Raw genomic sequence first — 24,581 nt, 5'->3', positions numbered from 1 at the left:
GTCATCCGCGCATTTCCACTCGGCGTCGACGTTTGAGACGCTTAAGCCTCAGGGTACCCGCGCTCCTCGGGGCCATGCGCCAAGAACGAGGGACGCTGTTTCGGCGCGGCAAACGGCGCGACGCAGCGGTTATCGGGCCGGTTGAACACAAAGAACACGTTGCTGCGCGGGTCTGGCGACAGGTTCGCGTTGGAGGCATGCAACGTGTTGCAGTCGAACAGTAGCAGCCCGCCCGCCTTGCCCTTCGGGGCCTCGATCCCGTACTTGTCGACCAGATGGGTCAACGCTTCCGGGCTAGGAACGCCCACCTCCTGGGCTTTCAACGAGTGTTTATGGTTATCCTCCGGGGTTTCTCCCAGGCAGGGCACGAATTCCATATGCGAGCCAGGGATCAGCATTAGCGGGCCATTGAACTCGTGGTTGTCGGTCAAGATCAGCGAAGCGCTGACGGCGTGCATGTTCGGCATGCCGTCTTCGGCGTGCCACGTCTCGAAGTCCGAGTGCCAGTTGAAGCCTTTACCGGCAAAGCCCGGCTTGTAGTTGATACGCGACTGATGCACGTAGGGATTGTCGCCGATGATCTGCCGGGCCGCGCCGGCCACGCGTTCGTCGCTGGCCAATGCCCCCAAGCGTTCAGAGAGCTGATGCACGGCAAACAGCGAGCGAATTTCATGGCTTTCGGGCTCGGTGATGCTGAACGCCTTGTCCCGGTAGGCGTCGTTACTCAACAGCGCGTTCATCTCCTGGCGCAGCGCTTCCAGCTCCTCGCCCTCGATCAGATTGGGGATGAACAGATACCCGTTGCGTTCGAACTCGTCGAGCTGAGCTTGACTCAATGGCCCCGGCAACGTACGCCCTTTTACGACACCATCCTGGCGGGGCTGGGTGAGTGATTCAGGCGCTTGGGCAAGGCGCGTGGGATAGGCATCCGCCACCTTGGCATTGCCCGCCGTGGGCACATCGGCCATCTCGCTGTACTGTTTGTGGGCGGTTACGTTCTTTAGCGGTGTATTGCTGACTGTCATCTAATCCACTCCTTGTATGATTAAACTTCAGTTAAAACGTGTCTCATTTAGAAACACAGCGCAGTAGATAGGGTAGCCAACCCCTCTGCGCTTGCAACCTAGGATGTCTCCTTTCATAACGTGGGTTATGACATTTATTCGTGGGCATCTTACAATGCGCCCAGTCGCTGCTGCAAAATACGCTTATAAATTATCGCTATTTCTTATAACTTTAACACTTACTAAACACACCTATCGTGGCAGCCGCCATCAAACAGTCGACCTAAAAAAACCAGAATAGCCTTTTCAAGCGCCACTCTGGTTATTTTAACTCTACGGTGTGCTAACCAAGGCACAAATGCCCGTAAATAAAATCCCGATCAAATCCGGTATTGCGCACCATCTCTTCAGGCTTTAACAACTTCACACTATTGCGTGTTTTGCGTATCAGCTTTTTCTGCTCTAACGCAGTCATACAACGGCTGACATGCACACTCGTCATTCCTAATAACTCTCCTACGACATCTTGCGTTACCGGGAACGAAAACACATTACTGGTTAGCAGACCTTTAAAGTCAAAGCGCGCATACACTTCAAGAAGAAAGTGTGCCACGCGCTCTTCCGACCGATGATGCGTACAACTTCTTAACCGCTCGATAGTAATATTATCGTTCACCATGACATACGACGTAATCGCTTTTCGTATTTCCTCATGGTGTTTAAACAGGTCGTGCAAATCATCCACCGATACTTTTTCGAGTTTGCAGTGCGTCAATGAGACGATCACGATATCGTGACTTTCGAAAAAGCTCTCTCGCATGCCGATAATATCACCGGGCATGAAGACATTGCAGATGTCTTGACCGCGGGTACTGGTGGCGTGAGACAGGCTCAACCATCCCTCTTTCACGACAAAGATGTCAGCGCGCCCTTCGCAGAGCGAAAACACCTTTTGATTGCGCCGCAGCTCCACCGGTTTGTGCTTGATATGGGCCAACGACTCCCGAGCCTCGGCCCCTAATTCACCATATAGATTCAAGACACCGACGATATCTATACAAGAGCTGTCATCACCGTCGATGCCGTGTAAACCTTTGCGATTTCCATCTTCCACTTGCTTATACTCTTCTGCAGTAATCTTATTCATCTCTACACTCCTTTGTAGTTAGACAAACGCTATACTCACCAGGAACCAGTTATAATACTGATATATAGAAAGGAAGATAACGCGACAGAAATATAGACAAATGTAAATAACTAAACAAGACAGTTTCTATAGCACGCCACCATAAAAGCCAGCAAAACATTGATTATTAACATTTGTTAAACTATCGACACCTCATTCTCGTCGGCCGCTTGACGCTAATCTTATATCAACTATCGACCTTAACAAAATAAAGAACAAAAAAACCTAGAGATACATTCATGGGTGAATCTTATCAAGTATTCTCGTGATATACATTAATTATCGCCACTTTAAACACCTAAATACTGGAAAGTAAAAAACGTCTTTCATAGGCTCCAGTCTGGGGTTATAGGGATCGATAGCCCACTCAACCATTCAGGGAGTCGCACATGAAACGCAACGTTTTCGTCATTGCTTTAGAAGATAAGCAAACACGCGCCATGCAAACACTGAGAGAGCGCAAGGACTTGGAGATACATGGATTACTAGACGTCAGCACTGCCGTAGAGTCAGATAACGTCTCTTTTAATCATCTGCTGTCACTAGCCAACGAACAACTCACCGCTTACCCCGGCACCGTCGATGCGATCATTGCACAGTGGGACTTTCCCACGAGCGTCATCGTGCCGATTCTCTGTCAGCAGCACCACCTCCCCTCCCCCTCAATCACCAGCGTTTTAAAATGCGAACATAAGTATTGGAGCCGTTTAGAGCAGCAAAAGGTCGTGCCCGACGTGGTCCCCAAGTTTTGCGGCATCGACCCTTTTGCGGAGGACCCACTCTCCCAGGTAACGCTCGATTATCCATTTTGGCTGAAACCAGTGAAGGCGTTCTCTTCTCATTTAGGGTTCAAGATTGAGTCGTCCTTACACTTCGAACAGGCCATTAAGGAAATACGCGCGGGCATTCGTCAACTTGGCGATGCCTTTAATGAAGCACTTGCTTATATAGACGTACCCGAGGAGATTATTCACTTAAATGGCAATGCGTGTATCGCCGAAGAGATCATTAGCGGTGTGCAAGGCGCCCCGGAAGGCTCGGTGTTTAATGGCGAATTTAATATTCACGGCATTATTTCCCAACCTAAAGCCGAGAACTCCATTGCCCTCTTTGATCGCCTGGAGTATCCCAGCAACCTGCCTGAGCACGTTCACCACAAAATGGTGGAAACCGCCAAAACCTTCCTGGCCCATATTGGCTACAACAACGGCTGTTTCAACGTGGAATTCATGTGGGACGAGGCGCGAGAAAAGCTCTGGCTCATCGAAGTCAATACGCGCATTTCGCAATCTCATAGTGAGATTTTCGTCTTGGTCGATGGCATGTCGAATCATGAAATCGCCGTGGATATTGCCCTGGGTCAGCGGCCATCGCTGCTCAACCGTCAGGGGGTCGCGCCCATTGCTGCCAAGTGCTTCATCCCCTTTGCCCACCACGATGGCGTGGTCAAACGCATTCCCAGCCAGGCAGAGATCGCCGCGCTCAAGGCGCGCTTGCCACATACCGATGTCGTGATCGATGTCGAACCTGGCCAGCAGCTCAGCCACCTGATGCACCAAGATAGTTTCTGCTATCGCCTAGGCACGCTCTACGTCACCGGCAACACCCACGAGGAGATCGAGCAGAACTACCAGTACTGCCTCGATGTTCTCAACTTCGACATCGAGCCCATCGATGCGTAAGGAGACCAACATGGAGATCGTTGACGATTTCCCCTACCCCATCCGTGAGATCGAAAACCTGTTCATCCCCATGCGCGATGGACAACAGCTAGCGGCCAGGGTGTGGCTCCCCGTCACCCCTGACGCCACGCCGTTCCCCGCCATCATGGAGTACATTCCTTATCGTAAGCGCGACGTAACACGGGGCCGCGATGCCAGCAACCACCCCTACCTAGCAGGCCACGGCTATGTGTGTGTGCGGGTGGATATGCGCGGCAGCGGCGATTCCGACGGTGTGCTCACCGACGAGTATACCCAACAAGAGCAGCAGGATGCCGTGGATGCCATCGCTTGGCTGGCCGAGCAGCCCTGGTGCGATGGCCACGTCGGTATGATGGGGATTTCCTGGGGCGGCTTTAATAGCCTGCAAGTGGCGGCCAAACAGCCTCCTGCCCTCAAGGCGATCATCAGCCTGTGCTCGAGCGACGACCTCTATGCCGACAACATGCACTACATGGGCGGCTGCCTTTTGGGAGACAACCTGTCCGAGGCGACCGTGATGTTCGCGTTCAATGCGCTTCCTCCCGATCCAGAGATCGTAGGGGAGCGCTGGCGGGAGATGTGGTTCGACCGTATGGAGCACAGTGGACTATGGATCGACCAGTGGCTGCGTCACCAGCGCCGCGATGCATACTGGTCCACCAGCTCGGTGGGCGAACACTACGGGGCGATTCAGTGCCCCGTGTATGCCATCGGCGGTTGGGCCGATGGGTTCACCAATACCGTGTTGCGCTTGATGGAGCATCTGGCGGTACCGCGCAAAGGGCTGATTGGCCCTTGGGGGCATAAATATCCCCACCAAGGGATTCCCGGCCCGGCCATCGGTTTTTTACAGGAGGCGCTGCGCTGGTGGGATTACTGGCTGAAAGGTAAGGAGAACGGCATCATGGAGGAGCCGATGCTGCGCGTCTGGCAGCAGGATAGCGTCCCACCGGATAACAGCTACGCCGACCGGCCAGGGCGCTGGCTGAGTGAAGCTCAGTGGCCTTCGCCACGGATTCAAACGCAGCGCTACTACCTTCAGCCCAACCGCTTGACCCTCGAGCCACGCTCCCGTCATACCGCGCCGCCCACCCTCGGCCTGCAATCGCCCATCAGCGTGGGCATGTCGGCGGGCAAATGGTGCTCTTATGCTGCGACGCCCGATCTTCCCGGCGACCAGCGTGAAGAGGATGGCGGCTCGCTGGTATTCAGCAGCGCCCCCCTAGAGGAAGCGCTGGACATCTTCGGCGTGGCGACACTGTCGCTAACGGTTTCTTGCGATCAACCTCAGGCGATGCTAGCGGTGCGCCTTTCTGACGTAGCGCCGGATGGAAAAGCCACCCGTGTCACCTACGGGCTACTCAACCTCACCCATCGAGAGAGCGATGAGTACCCCAGCGACCTAGTGCCAGGCCAACAGTACACAGTGCAGATCTCCATGAACGGCATTGCCCAACGCTTTCCCAAGGGGCATCAGCTTCGCCTGTCGATCTCGACCTCCTACTGGCCATTGGCGTGGCTGTCGCCCGCGCCCGCCCAGGTCGATCTCACCCTGGACAACTGCACGCTCCACCTACCCGTGCGCACCGCCACCGATGATGACAACACCGTTACCTTTGAACCACCCCAAGCGGCCAAACCGCTGTCCATCACCACGCTTGCGCCCAGCCAGCATAACTGGTTGTTGCACCGCGACTTGGCCACCAAACGCTCTACACTAGAAGTCATCAACGACCAAGGATGCTTTCGCATCGACGATACGGGCACCGAGATTCACCGCAGCGCACGGGAGTACTACAGCACCGTGACCGATGACTTCACCTCCGCCCGTGGCGAGACGCTCACCGAGAGCCACTTCAAGCGCGGCCGTTGGGACACGGAAGTGTATACCCGCACGGTGCTGACCTGCACCGCGCGTCACTTTCTGGTCCACGCCCAGCTAGACGCCTACGAAAACGCCTACCGGGTCTTTTCCAAGAACTGGTCGTCGAAGATTCCTCGCGATCATCTGTAATCATCCCCGCCAGCCCGAGGGCTACACGCACCATCACCGCCCCACGTTGCGATACGTCAGGGGCGGTGTTTAATGGGCGCAAAAAACCCCGGTCAGGGCTACCGGGGAAAAGGGCGTGGCTAGGTGACGCGCTCCGTATAGCGACGCTCGTGGTTACTTCTTGGCCTGCACGTCGTTGTCGTCCGCGCGTGCCAGGAAGGTGCGGGTAGTATCGTCCAGATGCTGATCCAACCAGTCCGCCATGGCCTGCTCCTCTTGCAGAATCTCACGGCACACACGCACCACCTCTGGCTGATTGGCCTGCTCGGCCGCCGCAATCAGCGCCTTGTAGTTGGCAATCTCAAAGCATTCGAAGGCATAGCTCGCAATACCGCCCTTGACCACCTCATCGCCTGCCATCATGCCACCCAGCGACTGGCCAAAGGCCGTCAGCTTACCGCCCATGTCTTTGACGGCAGAGGTGTCGATCCCCAGCTCATTCATCAACCGCTCCAACTTTTCAGCCTGATGCTCGGTCTCATGAAGATGCTGATCAATGCGGGCGCGCAGCGTCGGGTAGTGCTCGATTCGTTTCGCCTGCGCTTTCAACATCTCTTCCGCCTGCTTTTCCATCGCATGAGCATCGCGTAACCAATCTTCCAAATACTTGGCTTCCATCGTGCGCTCTCCTTGTTCATTCACGGCGTGGGTAAATCGCTCTTACTTGTTGGGGTCGATCTGCTCTTTCTGCGCCCCCGACTTCTCTTTGGCACTGCCCAGGCTCGGCTCTTGGCCTTCGGGCGCAGGCTGATTGCGCACGCTGTACTGGCTGCGACCATCCAGCGATATGCCTTCCGACCAGCGGCCTTTCGGCGCCTCTTTATCCAACAGCGTGTTGAGGTAGTAGTAAGAGTGCTGCATCGCCTCGTTATCTTCCGGCGTAGCGTTGGGAATCGGCAGCTGTTTCTCGAAGCCGCCCAGCTCTTCGATCACCGCCAACCACTGCTGCTGATGGTACGTATCGCGAGCAATCAAGAAGGAGAGAAAATCCTTCATACCGTGATCATCGGTCCAGTTGTATAGGCGCGATGCCAATACGCGGCCACCGGCTTCCGCCGTGGCGTTAGCCAGCATATCAGCGGCGATATTGCCCGTGGCGTACACGTGGCTCATATCAAACGGCACGCCGTTTGAGTTTACCGGCATGGCTGAAAGGCCTGATGAGAGCAGGTGGCGCGGGTTAGCACCGCCCAGAATGGCATTCATGACCGGGTCTTTGGCCGTGGCCTCTTGGTAGGAGACCGGTGCGCCTTCTAGATTAAGCGCCACTGCGTGGCCCAGCATTTCAATGTGGGATAGCTCTTCGGTGGCGGTGGACATCAGCATATCGCGAATACGATCATCGCCGCGGGCGCCCATCGCCTGGAAGAAGTACTGCATGGCCACACGGATTTCACCTTCGATGCCGCCAATGGCCTGCTGCAGTAACATGGCAAATTCAGGGTTGGGTGTATCGACCTTCACGGGATACTGTAGCTTTCCAGAGTGGTGGAACATAGCGCGACTCTCCTTCATTAATTGCCAGGGAGTGCACTCCCTGGCAACGCATTTAAAGCGTTTGCTTTAACAGCTTCCGTGCTTCATCGGCAATGTCCTCGTAATGCTGAGCGACGCGATCAAAGAACGCTTGCGCATCTTGATCCGACTTCTCTTTCGCATCTTGAGAAAACTGCTGGCTTAGCTGAACACCTTGAGAGGCATGATACAGCGTGCTCACCATATCGAAGTTCTTATCGTTCACCGGACGATTCATCCTTGTCTCCTTGTGCCTTCCGTCTAAACGACGCAAGGCACACTTGAACGTGTAAAGACAAAACAGTGTCGGGTGCGCGCGTTAGCGGTTGTTACCACCGCCACTGTGACTGTTTTCGCCGCCTTTCTTACCGGCTTCCGAGGCACGCTTGGGGTCGTTGGCAAAGTTACCACCGCTGTTTTCACCGCCTTTCTGGCCAATATCCTCGTAAAACTCTTTGCCATGGCTTTCAGCAGTGGCTTCCCCGCCTTTTTGACCGATATCTTGATAAAACTCTTTATCGTGGGTTTTGGCGGTCGTTTCACCACCCTTTTGTCCTGCCTCTTCGCGACTCATTCCATTATCGTTGCGGTTATTCGCCATGATAAATCTCCTTTTCATGAATTCGGCAAAACCAACTCATTTACTCGTACTCGGTGTGTCACTCGAGTAACTTGAGATTAGCCAACCTCACTCTCTTATCAAGCCAACAGAAACACAAAGAAGCATCTTTAATCTTTATAACGGCGTAATCAGATATGTATCAAATAACTTTTCATTGGTGATTGGATAACGAAAGATAAAATAATTGACTAACTCCATCTATTGCCAACACACTTCTTTAAAACATCACCACCCAGAGTAAAAGGCTACCGCCATGCGTATCTCTCTCGCGATTACCGTTACCCTCTGCCTATGGCTAGGCGGCTGCCAACGCCACGTAGCCCAGTACGCACATACCGCCCCAGATGAATCGCTCATCAATACCTACTGGAAGCTACTGACCGTAAACGACGAGCCCGAGGTGGCCGCAGATAACGTTCGCGAAGCGCATATAGTGCTGCACGTGGAACGCACCCGCTTGGCAGGTTCCACCGGCTGCAACACGCTCAGCGGACGCTACCAACACACCGGCCAGCAGCTCACCTTCCATCCCATCGCCACCACGAAAATGGCTTGCCCTACTGCACAAATGCACAGCGAACAGGCCATGTTAATTGCCCTTAAGCAAACCAGGCGTTGGAACATTAACGGCAGCCTCCTTGAGTTAACTAACGCCCGTGGAGAACCGCTGGCGGTGCTGAAGGCTGTGCATCTTTATTAGTAGGCATTAAGTAAGGCAAGAAAGCGTCTTGAACGCCGCTACTTTGAATATCGCTTAGCAACTTGATAGAAGTTGATAAACGCAATCACTTCCAGGCGATTATTGTCACAACGGGATACCCACACCTAACGATTCTTGATAACATTCCGTTACCGATATTTGCTTAGGGTTCATGGATGATGAAAACACCCGCGCTGATTGCTCTGTTGGTACTGATGCCATTGGCGGCCCACGCTGAAATTTATAAATGCGTCGACAACGGCCACACCACCTTTCAGGACTCCCCCTGTGCGGGCGGCAACTCTGAAACGGTGAATACCAACAACCTCACAATTATTTCCGTGCCTGCGGTATCGTCTCGCCCTGCGGCTTCCCTATCCGCAAATGCTCCCGCCTTCCCACGCATTGCTGTGCCGTACAGAAATCAACATCAAACGGCTCTGGAACTTCGTAATAGTCGAGTTAAGACGCGTGCTCGCTACCCGTTGAGACGTGGCTGGTGAAGTGGGAGTATTCATCACTCTTTATTACAAACCGCGCTTGTCATAGCTTTCTATATTTTATTTTGTGCAGACCCCACACGCCTTGCTCGCTGTCCGAGGGGGATAGAGGCATAAAGAAACTCAAGATAGAACTACCGGAAGGACAGTTAACCCACGTACTACGTCACACGTTCGCGAGTCACTTTATGATGAACGGGGGAAACATCCTGGTGCTACAACAGATACTCGGTCATCAGTCGATCACCATGACCATGCGCTATGCGCACTTTGCACCAGACCACCTAGAGGAAGCGGCCAAGCTCAACCCCCTCGCCATGCAGGGATGAAAGCTACCGGGTAAAAGTGTCCAACCGTTGGACACTTTATGGACACATACGAAAAAGCCGCCTCGAAAGGCGGCTTAGTCACTGTCTCAAATGCTTTGCTTATCAACCACTTAAGTGGTGCCGACACCAGGAGTCGAACCCGGGACCTACTGATTACAAGTCAGTTGCTCTACCAACTGAGCTATGTCGGCGCTTCGCATTTTCTTGAGAACTTGATTGGGTTGCCGTTAGACTAGCCAATCAACAAGAAATCTTGTTGGCAATGGCTGGGGTACCAGGATTCGAACCTGGGAATGCCGATACCAAAAACCGGTGCCTTACCACTTGGCGATACCCCAACGTTGTGGTGGCCAGAGACGGAATCGAACCGCCGACACGGGGATTTTCAATCCCCTGCTCTACCAACTGAGCTATCTGGCCCTTGCCAACGGTGCGTATTAAACCAAAAGCTCCTCTTTTCGTCAACACCTTTGTGAAACTTTCTTTCTAGTCACGTGCTTAGGGCACATCCGGTGTTGAACCAAAAGCGGCAAAGGCCACGCCATTCGTGGCTTTGCGCTGCGTTTCTAGGTTTATGCCTGGCTGGGCGGCACGTACCCTTCGGCTTGGTCGGTGGTTTCGTTATCGAGGAAGCGCTGCATCTGATCCATCAGATAAGCGCGTGCTTCTGGCTCTAACATGTTGAGATGCTTCTCGTTAATTAGGCGGGTTTGTAGCGCCTGCCACTCTTCCCAGGCTTGTTTCGATACCGTGGCCTGAATCTCTTGGCCCTGCTTGCCCGGCAGTGGCGGGAACGGCAGCGCGGGTAGCTCTTGTTGGTACTTACGGCAGAAAACCGTGTTGCTCATGGAATGCTCCTATGGCGTGTGTCTGTGAAGGCCAGCGTGTGCTTAACGGCTAAGGCCCAGGGGTCGGGACTAGGGTAAATGGTGCCAACTGGCTTAACAGCGATTTGACCGGTGCCGCTAAGCCTAACGCAGGCGGATGATTAACGTCATACCATACGCCGCTTTCGCGAACGCCGCTGATTCGTTCGCAGGTAACAGGTTGCGGCGTAATCATCAGCTTAAAGTGGCTGAAGGTGTGGGTGAAGCTGGGCAGCGCAGCGTGGCGCTCGGGGGCTTCGGTGTTGTCTTCTAGCCAGTCGTTGAGTTCACTGTGGCGCTCAAACTGCGGCAGGCTCCATAAACCGCCCCACAGTCCGCTAGGTGGGCGCTGCTCTAGCCACACGCGACCTTGGGGGTCGCGCAGCAACAGCATGATGGTGTCGCGAGTGGGGTTGGCTTTTTTGGGTTTGGATTCCGGGTAGCGCTGCGGCTCGCCTTGGGCGTAAGCGCGGCATACGTCATTGAACGGGCATATCGGGCAGTCGGGTTTGCTGCGCTTACACAGTGTCGCGCCGAAATCCATCACCGCTTGGGTGTAATCCGCCAACCGCGTGGTGGGCGTAAAGTAGTCGGCCAGCGCCCACAGCGAGCGTTCTACTGCAGGCTTGCCCGGCCAGCCTGCCACCGCGTGCAGGCGGGTGAGCGAGCGTTTGACGTTGCCATCTAGAATTGCCGCCTGCTGCCCGGTGCTTTGGGCGATGATGGCGCCAGCGGTGGAGCGGCCAATACCGGGTAGCGCCATCAGCGTTTCGACGCTATCGGTGGGTAGCGCGCCGCCATACGCGTCCATGGCGAGCTGAGCCGCTTTGTGCAGGTTGCGAGCACGAGCGTAGTAGCCAAGGCCCGTCCAGTGGTGCAGCACGTCATCCTGGGGCGCGGTGGCCAGGGCTTCCAGCGTGGGGAAGCGGGCCATAAAGCGCTCGAAGTAGGGAATCACTGTAGCCACTTGGGTTTGCTGCAGCATGATTTCAGACACCCACACGCGATAGGCGCTGCGGGGCGACTGCCAGGGCAGGTCGTGGCGGCCATGCTTGTCGAACCAGGTAAGCAGCCGCTGTTGAAACTCTTGCGCCGGTAGGCACGGCGTGGGCATATCGGCCATCGTAATTCCTTAAAACACTCGCTATGAACGACAGCGCCGGCGGTGAGGCCGGCGCGTGCGGTGCGTGTTGCGTTAACGCGGTTAGGCGTTAAGCAGTCTTTGATTAGTTAAACAGGCGACGAATACCGTCACGCAGCTCTTGGCCTGCGCCTTCGCCTAAGCGCTCATCAATGCGGTCGATGGATTCATCAATCCGCTCTTCTAGCTCTTCTTCTACACGGCTCCCGGCTTCGTTACGCAGCAGATCGACCACCGATGTTTCAAAGGCGGTGCGGTCGAAACGGCACCACTGGGTTTTGTCATCGCCTACATGGCCTTCACAGCGTACCGGCAGTGGTAGCTGCTGAAGCCGTGGGTTGATCTGGCAAGCGGCATCGGCGGTATCCACCAAGCGGGCGTTGGCTTGGGTGGTGAAGTTAAGGCTGTTGAGGTTGAAATCGCCCTCCCCCTGAACGTCGATCCCCGGCAGGGTAATCAGCAGGTCGTCACTCTCGACGACGCCGTTGCGTACTTGAAACGTCGCGTCGAAACGCTCGAAGCGAGTATCGGGATGCCATTCGCGATCTACCTGCTGACCTTCTAGCTGCGCCACCAGTTCACACATCTCACGGGAGACGTTGGTGCGCAAAATCGCCCCGTCGTTTAGGCGGGCGTTCAGCTCGCCGTTGAGATTGCTGACCAGCACGTCGCGGCGGTTGCCTTGGGTCGTCAGTGCACCCTCCAAGTTGAAGCGACCGCGCAGTGGGGCTTCCTCTTCACTGAAAGTTTCGATCAGCGGTGCCACCTGTACGTTGCTTACGTTAGGCGCAAGCTGCCACTCGAGCACGCTCCCTGTGGCGTCCAGTTGGCCGGTGGCACTCAGTTCTCCTTCATAGAAACGGGACTCGAATGCCGTGAGGCGGTGACGTCCATTCTCGCCGCGCAACGCAAGCTGGGTATCGTCAAAGGTCAACCCGGCGAGCAGCAGTTGGTCGACGCTCAAATCGCCCTGCAGCGTCAGCGTGCTCAACCAAGCTTGCGGCAGCAGCGCTTCGTCACTTTGGGCAAAGGCTTTACGCAGGAGGCCACGGCTAGCCTGCTGGGCGGTGGCCGGGCCAGGCAGGTAGTGATCCAGGTTCAGCGTATCGCCTTCTAGGTTGAAGGTGAGCTGCGTCCCATCCAGTGCAGCGCTAATATCCCCGGTAAAGGTACTGTCATCGACCACCAGCGAGAGGCGCGGCAGCGCAATGCGCGCCAGGCTGCCCTCGACGGGGCTGGTGAGTGCCACGTCACTGAGTGCCGCTTCGCTAGCCGTGTTGAGTGTGACGCCTGTGCGTGCCATCCAGGGCCGAAGCGTAAACGGGGCAGCGGTGAGTTGCCCACTGTACTGGGGAGCATCGAGCAGTTGTTCGACGTTCAGATGGCCGCTCACACGCAGGCCATCCGGCCCGGTGAGCTGCACATCTTTCAACTGGGCGGTTTGAGCGGCAAAGTCGGTCTCCAGCCCGAACGCCAGCGCCAGCGCGAGGCTACCCTGCCAATTTTCAGGGTGGCGCAGCCCGGCTTCCAGTACACCTTCCGTCACGCTGAGCTGTTGATCCGCCAAACGGGCGACGACTTCAGCCGCTTTCAAGCTGAGTTGCTGCGGCTCGCTGGCATCGCCTTGGCGAGTGTGCGTGGTGAGCTGGGTGTTCTCAAAAATGATTTGCTCATCTTCCAGGCCCAGACGCAGGCGTGTCTCCAGATTGACCTCGCTGGACAGATCCGGCGCGCGCTCCAACATTTCGGCATCCAAGCGGTCGTGTTTGGTCACCGTAAACATCGCTTTGAGCGGGAAAGAGCGTACCGGGTTGACGTTGGTGCCGGAAATATTCAGCGGCTGTACCCGCCAGAGCGCTTGATTCTGCTCGTCACGGTAGCGAATGTCGGCGTCTTTGACTTCGACACTGGCAATGCTAAGCACCACGGACAAGCTGCCCGCATCGGCATTCGGGCCTGCACTGGCCGGAGCCAAAACGGTCTCGGCAGATTCGTTGTTGTGCTCGGAAAGACGCTCCAACAGCGGCTGCCAATTGCCAGCCCCGTCGGCATTTCTTTCAAGGTTCAGGCGCATGCCATCCAGTGTCAGACCATCCACGGCAATTTCGCCGCGTAGCAGCGGCGCGAACGCGACGCTCACTTCCGCACGATTGATGGCGGCAAACGCGGTATCGTCTTGGGACTGTTCGGGCAGCCAGGCACGGGCCTGTTCGACGCTCACGCCGATGCGCGGGTAGAACGACCACGTGATAGGGCCTTCCAGGGCAAGGTTCAGGCCGGTTTGCTCTTCGACCACGGCGGTCAGGCGTGGCTTGAAATCTTCGGGGTCCAAAAAGGTGGTGACGTACACCACGGCGGCCACGCCCACAATGGCGAGAATGCCCACTGCCGCCAGCAAAATGCGTAATAGCTGTTTCATTTACCCTTTCCCTTGTGGGTCTAGCTCAACAAACTCACTGGTCGCCGGTAAATCCGGCTCAGAGGACTCATCGGCCATGGGCCGATACCCGAGTTTCGATAGCAACACACGATCCGCTAGTGGCAGTGTCGTCGTGGCAATGCGCAGCACGCGGCCTTCTTGCTTGGCCTGTTCACCCAATAACGCCATTAGACGTGACCCCACACCGCGACGGCGAGTGGTTTTACGCACGCATAGCTCGGAGAGCCACCACGCCCGGTCGTCGGCTGCTTGCACGGCCACTGCGCCTAACAAGCGGTCATTGAAATGCGCGCAGGCAAAAAAGTGCGGCCCGCTCAAATGCTGTTCGATAAAAGGTAAAACCGTGGGGGTGGGCATGCGCTCTTGTGGCGCATCTTCATAGATGCGCACCAGGTCGATGCGCACCTGCTCGTCTGCTTCCCAACGGGCCTGGTCGACATATTGCAGTGTCACCGGCATGGTGAAATCCTCGTTGCCAACGCAGCTAGGCTGCTATGTTTGCGCCGCAAACGGCGGCGACATTCCCCGCATTGTAGCGGATGGGGGCGCCGATTCTCTATAATGGTTGTTTTGGCCGCAGTTGCCGCCCGCCGATTATTCCTCAGAGTGCGCCACGGCGCAGGAGATGCAACATGTCAGCGCGTATTGCCACGGTAAGCCGTGACACCAACGAAACGCAGATTACGGTCAGCGTCAACCTTGACGGCGAAGGCCGCTTGAACTGCGACACTGGCGTTCCGTTTCTAGACCACATGCTGGATCAAGTGGCTCGGCATGGAATGGTGGACCTCGATATTCATGCCAAAGGTGACCTGCATATCGACGATCACCACACCGTCGAAGACTTGGGCATCACCCTGGGCCAGGCATTCAACGAGGCCATTGGCGATAAGCGCGGCATCTACCGCTACGGTCATGCCTACGTACCGCTGGATGAGGCGCTCTCTCGGGTAGTGATTGATTTCTCCGGCCGCCCCGGCCTTTATATGAATGTCGAGTTCACCCGCGATACCATCGGCCGTATGGATACGCAGCTATTCTGGGAGTTCTTCCAAGGCTTCGTAAATCACGCTCGCGTGACGCTGCATATCGACAACGTGAAAGGCTTTAATGCTCACCATCAGGCCGAAACCATTTTCAAAGCCTTTGGCCGCGCACTGCGCATGGCCGTGGCGGAAGACCCGCGCATGGCTGGGCAAATGCCCTCGACCAAAGGCAGCTTATAATGCCGATCGTTGCGATTAGCGGCGCAGTGGCACGCCTCTCGCCTACGAATCTATCGCCCACGACCTTAAGGAGCGCTTCATGACCATTGCGGTAATCGATTATGGAATGGGCAACCTACACTCTGTGGCTAAGGCGCTTGAGCACGTCACCCATGAGAATGTGATTATCACTCGCGACCCACGGCGTATTCTGGGCGCTACCCGCCTAGTACTGCCCGGCCAGGGCGCGATTCGTGACTGCGTAGGCGAACTTGAGCGTACTGAACTGCGCGAGCTGGTGGACGATATTTTGACCCGCCAAGCTAAACCGCTACTGGGCATTTGTGTGGGCCAGCAGATGCTAATGGAGCGCAGCGAAGAGAATGGCGGCGTGGACTGCTTGGGCTTTTTCCAAGGCAGCGTTGACCGCTTTCCGGCCAATATGCGCGATGCCCAAGAGCAGCGCCTGAAAGTACCGCACATGGGTTGGAACCTAGTGAATCAACACCACGACCACCCGCTCTGGGCAGGTATCGATAATAATGAGCACTTCTATTTCGTGCACAGCTATTACGTGAATGCCGCCGAGGACGCCCAAGTGTTCGGCACCACCCAGTACGGCAGTGTGAGCGCTCACGTAGCGATTGGCCGCGACGCCACTTTTGCCGTGCAGTTCCACCCGGAAAAAAGCTCCCGTGCGGGCCTGCGCCTGCTGGAAAATTTTGTCACCTGGACGCCCTGAGAGGTTTCACTATGTTGGTAATTCCCGCGATCGATCTCAAAGACGGCCAGTGTGTGCGCTTGAAGCAGGGCCGCATGGACGATGCGACCTCCTACGGCGACGACCCGGTTGCCATGGCCGCGCGCTGGGTAGAAGCCGGCGCGCGCCGTTTGCACCTAGTGGATTTGAACGGTGCCTTTGAAGGCAAGCCGGTGAACGGTGAGGCGGTCACCGCCATTGCCCGCGCTTACCCTAACCTGCCGATCCAAATTGGCGGCGGCATCCGCTCGGCAGAGACCATTGAACACTATTTGAGCGCTGGTGTTTCCTACGTAATCATCGGCACCAAAGCGGTCAAAGAGCCTGAGTTTGTGAGTGAGATGTGCCGCGCCTTCCCCGGCCATATTATTGTTGGCCTGGATGCCAAAGATGGTTACGTCGCCACCGACGGCTGGGCAGAAGTCTCCACCGCCAAAGCTACCGAGCTTGCCAAGCGCTTCGCTAACGATGGTGTTTCCAGCATTGTGTACACCGATATTGCCCGCGATGGCATGATGCAGGGGGTCAACGTGGACGCCACCGCCGAACTGGCTCGTGAAGGTGGCCTGCCGGTGATCGCTTCTGGTGGCGTCACTAATTTGGACGACATTCGTGCACTGTGCGACGTCGCCGACAGCGGTATTCTGGGTGCCATTACCGGCCGTGCCATTTATGAAGGCAGCCTGGACGTGGCTGAAGCCCAGCGTTTGAGCGACCAACTCAGCGGAGGTCACGCATGAGCCTAGCCAAGCGGATTATCCCCTGCCTGGACGTAGACGCCGGGCGTGTGGTGAAAGGTGTCAACTTCGTGGGTATACGTGACGCGGGCGACCCGGTAGAGATCGCTCAGCGCTACAACCAGCAGGGTGCGGACGAGATCACCTTTCTCGATATCACCGCCAGCCACGAAGACCGCGCCACCACGGTGGATATGGTCGAGCGCATTGCCGGTGAGGTGTTCATTCCTTTGACCGTGGGCGGCGGCATCCGTACCTGCGACGATATCCGCACCATGCTGAATGCCGGGGCGGACAAGGTCTCGATCAACACCGCGGCAGTGACGAACCCTGAGTTCGTGCGTGAAGCCGCCGAGCGTTTTGGCAGCCAGTGCATTGTGGTGGCGATTGACGCCAAAAAAGTGTCTAAGGAAGGCGAGCCCGACCGCTGGGAGATTTTCACCCACGGCGGCCGCCGCCCCACCGGTCTGGATGCGGTGGAGTGGGCCAAGAAAATGGTCGAGTTTGGCGCAGGCGAGCTGCTACTTACCAGTATGGATCGTGACGGCACCAAAATTGGTTTTGATCTGGGTGTCACCCATGCCATTTCTGAGGCGGTGAGCGTGCCGGTGATCGCTTCCGGCGGCGTCGGCAATTTAGATCACTTGGTCGATGGCGTGCTCAAAGGCGGTGCCGATGCGGTATTGGCCGCGAGTATCTTCCACTTTGGCGAGTACACCATTCCAGAAGCAAAACGCTACATGGCCGAGCGCGGCATCGACATGCGTTTATAAGCCGCGCGGCACTTAGGCTGGGGCGGTTACTCTGCCCCGGCTTCCTCATCCAGTGTTAGCCCCAAATTGCTGATGCCGTTATTGCGCCCAAGCGTGCGAATCTCTTTGAGCGTTGTTTTATTGATCGGACCGCTGACCGCTTCCAGCACCGCGTCTTGGAAGTCGTTTTCGTCTTCCATCAGCGGATGGTCGCGAATGATCAATGCCAATGCTTGAGCATCCACTTCCCCTTCGGTGAGTTCGATGAACGCCCGCACGCCAGCTCGCGAGGTGCGGCTGACATCCAGCACCGCTTCGGGGGATTCGCCTTGCAGCGTATCGAGTAGCGCAGAGATGGACACCACCGCATCCAGCGCCCGACGTGCGCCGAAACTCTCATCGCCCTCTGGCGGTTCGCATTCGGCCAGCTTTTCCGCTTGGCGGGCAAAATCGATGCTGGCGTTGGGTACACTAAGGCGCTCCCATACCAGGTTCAGCACGGTGCGCAGGGTATGCCCATCGCCATGGCCACTGGTTTGCTCGTACAGGGCGTAATTCGGCAGTAGACGCTCACACAGCGCTGCCATGAATGCTTGTTGGGCGGGCAGCGGCAGCAGTTGCAGCCGCTGATAGAATCCTTGGGGTTTAGCCACCATGCTGATGTCCTGAGTCACTCTGTTGGTGAAAGTAAGTGGATGAAACTGAGTTGGTGAATCGAACACGATGCGTTATCGTCGCACCCACGTGGCGGGCGACCCCCGCAACGCTTGATGTGCTCGGCCGGCGAGGAGATTACCATGCATATTCATCTGCTACAGCACGGCCCTGACCATGGCCCCGCCCGTCTGACCGACTGGCTTGAGAGTATGGGCCATAGTTACACCGTTTTTCATCTTTACGCGGGGGAACTCACGCCCCGCCCAGGGGAGAGCGATGCGCTCATCGTGCTAGATGGCGCGGATGCCCTATTTAGTGCCCCTCCCGCTTGGTATAAAGCGGAGCGCAAACTGATCAATCGCTACTTGGACGGTCAAAAACCTATTCTGGGCATTGGCCTCGGAGCGTTATGGATCGCGGAAGCGCTTGAGGCGGTCGTCGCCCCTGGCACCTACCCCGAAACCGGCTGGCATACCGTCACTCTAGCCCCGGAAAGCACCTTCGACTTGCCCGAGCAGTTTGAGGCCTTTATGTGGCACCGCCTGGTATTTAGCCTACCCGATGGCGCACTACCATTAGGCGGCAGTGCCGCGTCCCCGCTGCAAGGGTTTAGCTGGGACGCAGGCCGCGTGGTGGGCCTGCTATGCCACATCGAGACGACTCAAGCGAGTCTCGCGCCGCTGCTCAACGCCTCCGGTCGGCCCACGGCCAAAAGCCCCGCCACGGGGCGCTTTGTGCAAACCGATGAGCAGATTCTAGAAGATCCCACGCGTTTTCAGCGCTTGGCACCGCTGCTGGATCGCGTCATGACCCAGTGGCTCAAACGCGCTTAATCCCCACCTTCGGCGGCCGCTAAGCACTCCACTGTTTAGCGGCAGCAAGACAGCTTTCCCAATCGCCCACGTGCAGTTCCGCTGGTCGACTGCCCTGCTGCTTCTCTAGATGGTAGCGGTAAAGCGGGTCGTAATACTCGGTCAGCAGCGGGGCGAGCCACGCCTCATGGGCTTGGATATCCCCGGCGGCATGGGCACGGAAAGCCATGGCCTGCATACGCTGCAAACGCTGTAGCCGGGCATTGCCCAGGCGCTTGGCTAGCCGCTCTAGCGCGCTTGCCAACTGACGCTGCATACGCTGCCATCCCTCTTCTGGGCCAAAACGCGCGGTATAACCTTGCTCCAGCGCTTCGATATAGTCGCGACGCAGTTGGTCTAGCCGCCAATCGAGCGGCATTTCGATGCGAATACGCGGGGCCCGCTGCAGGGCGTGCCAAAAATCGAGTGGGAGATTGGCATTGCCAATCTGTCGGGACTCATCTTCCAACACAAGTTTACCCGGCTGCCCAATCAAGCGCTGGGCCAGCGCGTGCTCGAAGTCGATTTGCGTCGTGGGCTCGTCAGGCTGCCGCCCAAACGCGGAGCCTTTATGATTCGCGCAGGCTTCCAAATCAATGCCGTTGGGCAGTTGGTTAATCAGCGTCGTCTTAGCGCAGCCGGTAAGCCCAGCGATCACGAGCATGGGTTGGTGGGCGGCATCATCGATGCGCTGGCAGAGCCGTTGGCGCAACGCCTTCCACCCCCCTTCGATACGCGGGCGGTGCAGCCCAGCGTCGGCTAGCCACCGCTGAGCGATTTGCGAGCGCAGACCGCCGCGAAAGCAGTAAATAATCGCATTTGGGTGCTGAGCCAAGTAGCTCTGCCAAGCCGAGACACGGGCTTGCTTCACGTCCCCGCTGACCAGCCGTTCACCTAACGCGATGGCCGCCTGCTGGCCCTCCTGCTTGTAGGCAATGCCGACCTGATGACGCTCTTCATCCACCATCAACGGCAAATTGACCGCTCCTGGTAAACTGCCTTGGGCAAACTCGACCGGGGCGCGGACATCGATCAGCGGCGTGTTGGCCGCAATGATCTCAAGAGAAGCCGGCGTGGTCGGCAAGGTCATCCAACCACCTCGATTTTAGCGTCACCCTGGGGCGCTTTCAGGGTGCCGAACGGCTCCAGCGTCAGCCCATGTTCACGGCCAATGCGTTCCACGTCATCTTCCCAGGCGGGGTCGACGCTGATCAACAGGCCGCCCGACGTTTGCGGGTCGCACAGCCACTGCCAGTGGGCTTCATCCATGACGGGCAACGCGCTACCCAGGGCGTCGCGATTGCGTACGGTGCCGCCGGGCACGGCCCCTCGGCGACGATAACCCTCCGCTTCGGCGAGCTTTGGCAAACGGCGGAAGTCAATCTCGGCCATCACGCCGCTGGCGCTGCACATTTCGGTGAGATGGCCGGCCAAACCAAAGCCGGTAACATCCGTCATGGCGTTGACGCCCTTCACTTTCGCGAGTGCAACCCCGATGGCGTTGGGTTTGAGCATGGTTTCCCGGGCGAGACCATGGTGCCCGGCGTCCAGCAAGCCGCGCTTTTCGGCCGTAGTGAGCATCCCGACACCAAGCGGCTTGGTGAGAAACAGCAGATCGCCGGGCTTGGCTTGGCTGTTGAGCTTCAAATGCTCGAGATCCACCAACCCGTTCACGGCTAAGCCAAACATCGGCTCAGGGGCATCGATGGAGTGACCGCCGGCCAAGGCAATACCCAGCTCGCGGCAGACGGCTTGGGCACCCGCTACCACATCACCGGCGATTTCTGGGCCAAGTTTATCCAGCGGCCAGCCCAAAATGCCGAGCGCCATGACCGGCGTGCCTCCCATGGCGTACACATCGCTAATGGCATTGGTCGCGGCGATGCGGCCAAAATCAAAGGGGTCGTCGACGATGGGCATGAAGAAGTCGGTAGTCGCAATCATGCCGCGACCATCGCCCAAGTCATAGACGGCGGCATCTTCACGGCCTTGATTGCCCACGATCAGCCGCTGGTGCCCGGCTGCCGGTCCGGCTTTGGCGAGAATGCCATCGAGAATATCCGGGGCGATCTTGCAGCCGCAGCCCGCTCCGTGGCTATATTGGGTTAATCGAATCGAACTCATCATCCCTCTCCTTTTTAGATAAGCATAGCCGAAGTTACAGCGCTTCTAGCGCATCGCTCAATTTGTCCACGGGGATCACTTCCATGCCTTTGGGTGCCTGCTTGGGAGCGTTGGCACGCGGTACGATGGCGCGAAGAAAACCGTGTTTGGCAGCTTCTGCAATACGCTCTTGCCCACTGGGTACCGGACGAATCTCGCCGGACAAACCCACTTCCCCAAACACCACGAGCTCTTTCGGTAAAGCGCGGTTTTGCAGACTCGACACGACCGCCAAGAGCACGGCGAGATCGGCACTGGTCTCCAGCACTTTGACACCGCCCACGACGTTGAGGAACACATCCTGGTCACCGGTAAACAGCCCACCGTGACGGTTTAAGACGGCAAGCAGCATCGCTAAGCGGTTCTGATCGACACCAACGGCCACGCGGCGCGGGTTGCCCAGCGCTGATTCATCCACCAGCGCCTGCACCTCCACCAGAATCGGCCGAGTGCCTTCCCACACCACCATGACGAGGCTGCCTGGCGCCTGCTCCTCTTGGCGCGAAAGGAAGATCGCGCTGGGGTTTTTGACCTCTTTGAGCCCCTGCTCGAGCATGGCAAACACACCCAGCTCATTGACCGCGCCAAAACGGTTCTTCTGGCCACGTAGCGTACGAAAGCGAGAATCGGCACCGCCTTCCAGCAGCAGCGAAGCGTCGATCATATGTTCGAGCACCTTAGGGCCCGCCAGCGTGCCATCTTTGGTAACGTGCCCCACCAGCAACAGAACGGTATTGGTCTGCTTGGCAAAGCGCGTCAGTGCCGCAGCAGACTCGCGCACCTGGGCAACGCCGCCAGGAGCCGAGCTAATATCTTCCAAATGCATGGTTTGAATGGAGTCGATGACCAATATCTCCGGCTTTTCCCGCTCGGCCACCGCGAGGATCGTCTCGACGCTGGTTTCTGCCAGCATCTTCAATCCGTGGGAGGGAAGCTGCAAGCGGTGGGCGCGCATGGCGACCTGCGACAGCGACTCTTCCCCCGTGACGTAGAGAATACGCCGCTGCTGGGCAAGCTTGCAGGCAGTTTGCAGCAGCAGGGTCGATTTACCAGCTCCGGGGTTACCACCCAGAAGCACCGCAGACCCAGGCACCAAACCACCGCCGAGTACTCGGTCGAACTCAGCAAAGGTGGAGGTCAGCCTGGGAACTTCGCTTAAATCGACATTGCTAAGATCCACCACGTCTCGGGAAAGGTCGCCTGCGTAACCGGCTCTTCCCGCCGTCGAGGTGCCACTACCCGGCCGGGCGCTTGTCAGCTTGACCTCTGTCAGCGTATTCCACTCTTGGCAGCTCGTACACTGGCCCTGCCATTTACGATACTCTGCACCGCATTCGGTGCAGACAAAGGCACTTTTCGCTTTTGCCACTGCCTGTTTGCTCCTTCTCTTGCGTCACGTACTAAAGGCTAGAAGAGTGCTCAGAAATGCAAAAGGCGGCCAGTGGCCGCCTTCGAGCGTCGCGTAAGGTCTTACTGACGCTGTAGCTGCAGCATCTCGCCATTTTCGAAACGGCGGCGCTCAGGGTCGATCAGCTCCAAGGTACGCTCATCGATACGCTGGAAGTAGTAGATTTGGCCGTCGCCGTTCGGCGTCAGCTCGTAGACCGTCGCATCGGGGTCAGAGGGCGTACCGGTCAACACTTCCCAGTTACCGGCATAGTTCTCGTCCGGCGGTGTCTGGGGGTGATTACGGTAGGTGGCATCCAGGGTGAACGTACGCTCTTCTGGAGCACTCATCTCTTCGCCTACCAACGTGACATCCAGGTCAATGCCGTCACAGTTACGGCAAGGCAGTGTGCCTTGATAGTTAGCCTGTGATGCGGTCATACCTGCATCTTCGCGCTGATCCGTTGGTCCAGCTGCACAGCCCGCCAACAGTGCCAACATAGCCGAACCGGCTAGCAAACTCCTGAATTGCATTGGGTGTCTCCTTATCGTGTTGGACATACATTTCTTTCGCGCGCTTATGACAGCATAACCGCTACAAGGTGCGACGCCCACCCCTACGCAAACAGTTATCGTCTAGCTCATGGGAATGCTTGCGCTCTTGCGGCCATCAGGCGACCATGGTGCGATTACCGTTAGGATAATCAGGTTACGCTCATGAGCCAATATTGGAGCCCTGCCGTTAGGGAACTGACGCCTTACGTGCCGGGTGAACAGCCCCGCGAACGCGTTATCAAACTCAACACCAACGAAAACCCTTACCCGCCCGCTCCCGGGGTAAGTGATGCGCTGCGCCATTATGCCACCGATCATCTGCGCCTTTACCCTGATCCCACCTCGCTGGCGTTGCGAGAAACGTTGGCAGAGACGTATGGCGTCAGCGTAGCGGAAACCTTCGTCGGGAATGGCTCCGACGAGGTGTTGGCCTTCGCTTTTCAGGCTTTTTTCTGCCAAGGCGCTCCACTGGATGTGCCGTCGATCACTTACAGCTTCTACCCGGTCTATGCCAATCTGTACGGTGTGGCGTTGCGTAAGCACGCCCTCAACGACCAGTGGGAAGTCGACTTAGAAGCTTTGGCGAGCGCCTCCGAGCGTGCCGGAGTGATTTTCGCTAACCCTAATGCACCGACCGGGCACGCCCACCCCCTCGCCAATATCGAAGCGCTGCTGAAACGCGTGACGGATCGCGTGGTGCTGGTCGACGAAGCTTACGTCGATTTTGGCGCAGAGAGCGCGGTGGCACTGGTCGAGCGTTATCCCAACCTGCTGGTCACCGGTACGTTTTCAAAGTCACGCAGCTTGGCCGGGCTTCGCCTGGGCTACGCAATTGGCTCGCCAGAGCTGATCGAGGGCTTACAGCGAGTGAAGGACTCGTTCAACTCCTACCCAGTCGACAGTCTAGCCAGCATCGTAGGTATCGAAGCACTAAAGGATACCCAACACTTCGACGCCTGCCGAAACAACGTAATCACCACCCGGGAGCGCACACGTCAGCGCTTGGAAGCCCTTGGATTCGAAGTACTCCCCTCTAAGGCTAACTTCCTGCTAGCCCAACACCCCGATGTTGCCGGAGGGCAGCTGTTTGCAGGGCTTCGTGAGCGAGGTATTTTGGTACGCCACTTCAATACCGAGCTACTCAACAACTTCCTGCGCATCTCCATCGGCACCGATGACGAGATGGATAGCTTTATCGAAGCGCTTGAAGCTTTTTGCGGTTAATAGCTCACCATACTGCTGGTGCACTGAGTGCTTGAACGCAAAAACCCAGCCATGTGGCTGGGTTTTTATTGAGCGGTACACATTTTCTGTTTGACGCGGCATTCACACAACCCAAAAGCCCCGAGCACAGGGTGCCCGGGGCTGGTCATGGCACGCTTTCGAGCGCGCAACAAAAAACCCAGCCGTTTGGCTGGGTTCTTTGCGGTATAAGTGCCTGACAATGACCTACTCT

25 protein-coding genes, 3 tRNA genes and 1 pseudogene are annotated in these 24,581 nt (G+C 57.0%); 11 read left to right on the top strand and 18 right to left on the bottom strand.

What is annotated here, in order from left to right:
* Window positions 1-41: 41 nt before the first annotated feature.
* Window positions 42-1,025 (bottom strand): ectoine hydroxylase, encoded by a 984-nt coding sequence (thpD, locus tag QIT27_RS03025; RefSeq protein ID WP_285262852.1) that lies wholly within the window; start codon window positions 1,023-1,025, stop codon window positions 42-44.
* Window positions 1,026-1,347: 322 nt separating this feature from the next.
* A complete protein-coding gene (locus QIT27_RS03020; protein WP_285262851.1) occupies window positions 1,348-2,151 on the bottom strand; it encodes a Crp/Fnr family transcriptional regulator in 804 nt (267 codons plus the stop codon).
* A gap of 428 nt (window positions 2,152-2,579) precedes the next feature.
* On the opposite strand from QIT27_RS03020, the gene QIT27_RS03015 reads away from it, so the two are divergent.
* Together QIT27_RS03015 and QIT27_RS03010 are read left to right on the top strand one after the other, a co-directional pair.
* Window positions 2,580-3,872 (top strand): ATP-grasp domain-containing protein, encoded by a 1,293-nt coding sequence (locus QIT27_RS03015; RefSeq protein ID WP_285262850.1) that lies wholly within the window; start codon window positions 2,580-2,582, stop codon window positions 3,870-3,872.
* Between the two features lie 10 nt (window positions 3,873-3,882).
* Complete coding sequence (locus QIT27_RS03010; protein ID WP_285262849.1) at window positions 3,883-5,907, top strand: CocE/NonD family hydrolase; 2,025 nt, start codon at window positions 3,883-3,885, stop codon at window positions 5,905-5,907.
* 153 nt (window positions 5,908-6,060) lie between these two features.
* Here QIT27_RS03010 and QIT27_RS03005 read toward each other — a convergent pair whose 3' ends face one another.
* From QIT27_RS03005 to QIT27_RS17020, 4 genes are all read right to left on the bottom strand, one after another.
* Window positions 6,061-6,564, bottom strand: coding sequence for a ferritin-like domain-containing protein (locus QIT27_RS03005; RefSeq protein WP_159343214.1), 504 nt, complete (start codon window positions 6,562-6,564; stop codon window positions 6,061-6,063).
* Between the two features lie 42 nt (window positions 6,565-6,606).
* On the bottom strand, window positions 6,607-7,443 hold the full coding sequence (locus QIT27_RS03000; RefSeq protein ID WP_159343215.1) for a manganese catalase family protein: 837 nt from the start codon (window positions 7,441-7,443) through the stop codon (window positions 6,607-6,609).
* Window positions 7,444-7,495: 52 nt separating this feature from the next.
* The gene (locus tag QIT27_RS02995) at window positions 7,496-7,699 is read right to left on the bottom strand and encodes a hypothetical protein (protein ID WP_159343216.1); all 204 of its coding nucleotides are present in this window, start codon (window positions 7,697-7,699) and stop codon (window positions 7,496-7,498) included.
* A gap of 81 nt (window positions 7,700-7,780) precedes the next feature.
* Window positions 7,781-8,062 carry a con-10 family general stress protein gene (locus QIT27_RS17020; protein ID WP_159343217.1) on the bottom strand — a complete coding sequence of 94 codons (282 nt, stop codon included), beginning with the start codon at window positions 8,060-8,062 and terminating at the stop codon, window positions 7,781-7,783.
* Between the two features lie 274 nt (window positions 8,063-8,336).
* Between QIT27_RS17020 and QIT27_RS02980 the strand changes: the two genes are divergently transcribed.
* The 3 genes and pseudogenes from QIT27_RS02980 to QIT27_RS02970 form a co-directional block, all read left to right on the top strand.
* Complete coding sequence (locus tag QIT27_RS02980; RefSeq protein ID WP_285262848.1) at window positions 8,337-8,783, top strand: META domain-containing protein; 447 nt, start codon at window positions 8,337-8,339, stop codon at window positions 8,781-8,783.
* A 176-nt stretch (window positions 8,784-8,959) separates the two neighbouring features.
* Window positions 8,960-9,286 (top strand): DUF4124 domain-containing protein, encoded by a 327-nt coding sequence (locus QIT27_RS02975; protein ID WP_285262847.1) that lies wholly within the window; start codon window positions 8,960-8,962, stop codon window positions 9,284-9,286.
* 86 nt (window positions 9,287-9,372) lie between these two features.
* Window positions 9,373-9,612 (top strand): annotated as a pseudogene (locus QIT27_RS02970) (tyrosine-type recombinase/integrase); the annotation flags it as partial.
* 115 nt (window positions 9,613-9,727) lie between these two features.
* Here QIT27_RS02970 and QIT27_RS02965 read toward each other — a convergent pair.
* The 7 genes from QIT27_RS02965 to QIT27_RS02935 all read right to left on the bottom strand — a co-directional run bounded on the left by QIT27_RS02965 (window position 9,728) and on the right by QIT27_RS02935 (window position 14,518).
* Window positions 9,728-9,803 (bottom strand) — tRNA-Thr (locus tag QIT27_RS02965).
* 72 nt (window positions 9,804-9,875) lie between these two features.
* Window positions 9,876-9,950 (bottom strand) — tRNA-Gln (locus QIT27_RS02960).
* A 6-nt stretch (window positions 9,951-9,956) separates the two neighbouring features.
* Window positions 9,957-10,032, bottom strand: a tRNA-Phe gene (locus tag QIT27_RS02955).
* A gap of 152 nt (window positions 10,033-10,184) precedes the next feature.
* A complete protein-coding gene (locus tag QIT27_RS02950) occupies window positions 10,185-10,460 on the bottom strand; it encodes an oxidative damage protection protein (protein WP_159343220.1) in 276 nt (91 codons plus the stop codon).
* A gap of 49 nt (window positions 10,461-10,509) precedes the next feature.
* The gene (mutY, locus tag QIT27_RS02945) at window positions 10,510-11,601 is read right to left on the bottom strand and encodes an A/G-specific adenine glycosylase (protein ID WP_285262846.1); all 1,092 of its coding nucleotides are present in this window, start codon (window positions 11,599-11,601) and stop codon (window positions 10,510-10,512) included.
* 103 nt (window positions 11,602-11,704) lie between these two features.
* A complete protein-coding gene (locus QIT27_RS02940) occupies window positions 11,705-14,038 on the bottom strand; it encodes an AsmA family protein (RefSeq protein WP_253017414.1) in 2,334 nt (777 codons plus the stop codon).
* Entirely contained in the window at window positions 14,039-14,518 is a 480-nt protein-coding gene (locus QIT27_RS02935; protein ID WP_159343223.1) for an acetyl-CoA sensor PanZ family protein, read from the bottom strand.
* Window positions 14,519-14,691: 173 nt separating this feature from the next.
* On the opposite strand from QIT27_RS02935, the gene hisB reads away from it, so the two are divergent.
* The 4 genes from hisB (at window position 14,692) to hisF (ending at window position 17,534) form a co-directional block, all read left to right on the top strand.
* Complete coding sequence (gene hisB / locus QIT27_RS02930; protein WP_159343224.1) at window positions 14,692-15,285, top strand: imidazoleglycerol-phosphate dehydratase HisB; 594 nt, start codon at window positions 14,692-14,694, stop codon at window positions 15,283-15,285.
* Window positions 15,286-15,364: 79 nt separating this feature from the next.
* Window positions 15,365-16,006, top strand: a complete 642-nt coding sequence (gene hisH, locus QIT27_RS02925) for an imidazole glycerol phosphate synthase subunit HisH (RefSeq protein ID WP_285262845.1) — start codon at window positions 15,365-15,367, stop codon at window positions 16,004-16,006.
* Between the two features lie 11 nt (window positions 16,007-16,017).
* Window positions 16,018-16,764, top strand: coding sequence for a 1-(5-phosphoribosyl)-5-[(5-phosphoribosylamino)methylideneamino]imidazole-4-carboxamide isomerase (hisA, locus tag QIT27_RS02920; RefSeq protein ID WP_285262844.1), 747 nt, complete (start codon window positions 16,018-16,020; stop codon window positions 16,762-16,764).
* Complete coding sequence (hisF, locus tag QIT27_RS02915; protein ID WP_253017411.1) at window positions 16,761-17,534, top strand: imidazole glycerol phosphate synthase subunit HisF; 774 nt, start codon at window positions 16,761-16,763, stop codon at window positions 17,532-17,534. Before hisA ends, hisF begins: the two co-directional genes overlap by 4 nt.
* Window positions 17,535-17,560: 26 nt before the next feature.
* On the opposite strand, the gene QIT27_RS02910 is transcribed toward hisF, so the two are convergent.
* Window positions 17,561-18,169: a YjaG family protein gene (locus QIT27_RS02910; protein WP_253017410.1), complete on the bottom strand. Its 609-nt coding sequence runs from the start codon at window positions 18,167-18,169 to the stop codon at window positions 17,561-17,563.
* 141 nt (window positions 18,170-18,310) lie between these two features.
* Between QIT27_RS02910 and QIT27_RS02905 the strand changes: the two genes are divergently transcribed.
* Entirely contained in the window at window positions 18,311-19,003 is a 693-nt protein-coding gene (locus QIT27_RS02905) for a type 1 glutamine amidotransferase (protein WP_159343229.1), read from the top strand.
* Between the two features lie 19 nt (window positions 19,004-19,022).
* Here QIT27_RS02905 and mnmH read toward each other — a convergent pair whose 3' ends face one another.
* The 4 genes from mnmH to QIT27_RS02885 form a co-directional block, all read right to left on the bottom strand.
* Entirely contained in the window at window positions 19,023-20,111 is a 1,089-nt protein-coding gene (gene mnmH / locus QIT27_RS02900; protein WP_285262843.1) for a tRNA 2-selenouridine(34) synthase MnmH, read from the bottom strand.
* Entirely contained in the window at window positions 20,108-21,148 is a 1,041-nt protein-coding gene (selD, locus tag QIT27_RS02895; RefSeq protein WP_502875177.1) for a selenide, water dikinase SelD, read from the bottom strand. Before selD ends, mnmH begins: the two co-directional genes overlap by 4 nt.
* 31 nt (window positions 21,149-21,179) lie before the next feature.
* Complete coding sequence (radA, locus tag QIT27_RS02890) at window positions 21,180-22,553, bottom strand: DNA repair protein RadA (RefSeq protein ID WP_285262841.1); 1,374 nt, start codon at window positions 22,551-22,553, stop codon at window positions 21,180-21,182.
* Window positions 22,554-22,654: 101 nt separating this feature from the next.
* Window positions 22,655-23,104 carry a copper resistance protein NlpE N-terminal domain-containing protein gene (locus tag QIT27_RS02885; protein WP_044630451.1) on the bottom strand — a complete coding sequence of 150 codons (450 nt, stop codon included), beginning with the start codon at window positions 23,102-23,104 and terminating at the stop codon, window positions 22,655-22,657.
* A 183-nt stretch (window positions 23,105-23,287) separates the two neighbouring features.
* Here QIT27_RS02885 and hisC point away from each other — a divergent pair, with 183 nt between their 5' ends.
* Window positions 23,288-24,349: a histidinol-phosphate transaminase gene (gene hisC, locus QIT27_RS02880; protein ID WP_285262840.1), complete on the top strand. Its 1,062-nt coding sequence runs from the start codon at window positions 23,288-23,290 to the stop codon at window positions 24,347-24,349.
* Window positions 24,350-24,581 lie beyond the last annotated feature (232 nt).

It is taken from the genome of Halomonas sp. LC1 (assembly GCF_030247125.1).
In the GTDB taxonomy this organism is placed as follows: Bacteria; Pseudomonadota; Gammaproteobacteria; order Pseudomonadales; family Halomonadaceae; genus Vreelandella.
The sequence above is the reverse complement of the archived record's forward strand: the minus strand, read 5'-3'. Positions and strand labels throughout refer to the sequence as shown.

Coding starts and splice junctions, on each gene's coding strand:
- thpD (WP_285262852.1), bottom strand. CDS start 1,025: ATGACAGTCAGCAATACACCGCTAAAGAACGTAACCGCCCACAAACAG.
- hisA (WP_285262844.1), top strand. CDS start 16,018: ATGTTGGTAATTCCCGCGATCGATCTCAAAGACGGCCAGTGTGTGCGC.
- QIT27_RS02910 (WP_253017410.1), bottom strand. CDS start 18,169: ATGGTGGCTAAACCCCAAGGATTCTATCAGCGGCTGCAACTGCTGCCG.
- QIT27_RS02950 (WP_159343220.1), bottom strand. CDS start 10,460: ATGAGCAACACGGTTTTCTGCCGTAAGTACCAACAAGAGCTACCCGCG.
- hisH (WP_285262845.1), top strand. CDS start 15,365: ATGACCATTGCGGTAATCGATTATGGAATGGGCAACCTACACTCTGTG.
- hisB (WP_159343224.1), top strand. CDS start 14,692: ATGTCAGCGCGTATTGCCACGGTAAGCCGTGACACCAACGAAACGCAG.
- QIT27_RS03005 (WP_159343214.1), bottom strand. CDS start 6,564: ATGGAAGCCAAGTATTTGGAAGATTGGTTACGCGATGCTCATGCGATG.
- mutY (WP_285262846.1), bottom strand. CDS start 11,601: ATGGCCGATATGCCCACGCCGTGCCTACCGGCGCAAGAGTTTCAACAG.
- selD (WP_502875177.1), bottom strand. CDS start 21,148: ATGATGAGTTCGATTCGATTAACCCAATATAGCCACGGAGCGGGCTGC.
- hisC (WP_285262840.1), top strand. CDS start 23,288: ATGAGCCAATATTGGAGCCCTGCCGTTAGGGAACTGACGCCTTACGTG.
- QIT27_RS17020 (WP_159343217.1), bottom strand. CDS start 8,062: ATGGCGAATAACCGCAACGATAATGGAATGAGTCGCGAAGAGGCAGGA.
- QIT27_RS02905 (WP_159343229.1), top strand. CDS start 18,311: ATGCATATTCATCTGCTACAGCACGGCCCTGACCATGGCCCCGCCCGT.
- QIT27_RS02935 (WP_159343223.1), bottom strand. CDS start 14,518: ATGCCGGTGACACTGCAATATGTCGACCAGGCCCGTTGGGAAGCAGAC.
- QIT27_RS03020 (WP_285262851.1), bottom strand. CDS start 2,151: ATGAATAAGATTACTGCAGAAGAGTATAAGCAAGTGGAAGATGGAAAT.
- QIT27_RS03015 (WP_285262850.1), top strand. CDS start 2,580: ATGAAACGCAACGTTTTCGTCATTGCTTTAGAAGATAAGCAAACACGC.
- QIT27_RS03000 (WP_159343215.1), bottom strand. CDS start 7,443: ATGTTCCACCACTCTGGAAAGCTACAGTATCCCGTGAAGGTCGATACA.
- QIT27_RS03010 (WP_285262849.1), top strand. CDS start 3,883: ATGGAGATCGTTGACGATTTCCCCTACCCCATCCGTGAGATCGAAAAC.
- QIT27_RS02975 (WP_285262847.1), top strand. CDS start 8,960: ATGATGAAAACACCCGCGCTGATTGCTCTGTTGGTACTGATGCCATTG.
- QIT27_RS02995 (WP_159343216.1), bottom strand. CDS start 7,699: ATGAATCGTCCGGTGAACGATAAGAACTTCGATATGGTGAGCACGCTG.
- QIT27_RS02980 (WP_285262848.1), top strand. CDS start 8,337: ATGCGTATCTCTCTCGCGATTACCGTTACCCTCTGCCTATGGCTAGGC.
- QIT27_RS02940 (WP_253017414.1), bottom strand. CDS start 14,038: ATGAAACAGCTATTACGCATTTTGCTGGCGGCAGTGGGCATTCTCGCC.
- mnmH (WP_285262843.1), bottom strand. CDS start 20,111: ATGACCTTGCCGACCACGCCGGCTTCTCTTGAGATCATTGCGGCCAAC.
- hisF (WP_253017411.1), top strand. CDS start 16,761: ATGAGCCTAGCCAAGCGGATTATCCCCTGCCTGGACGTAGACGCCGGG.
- QIT27_RS02885 (WP_044630451.1), bottom strand. CDS start 23,104: ATGCAATTCAGGAGTTTGCTAGCCGGTTCGGCTATGTTGGCACTGTTG.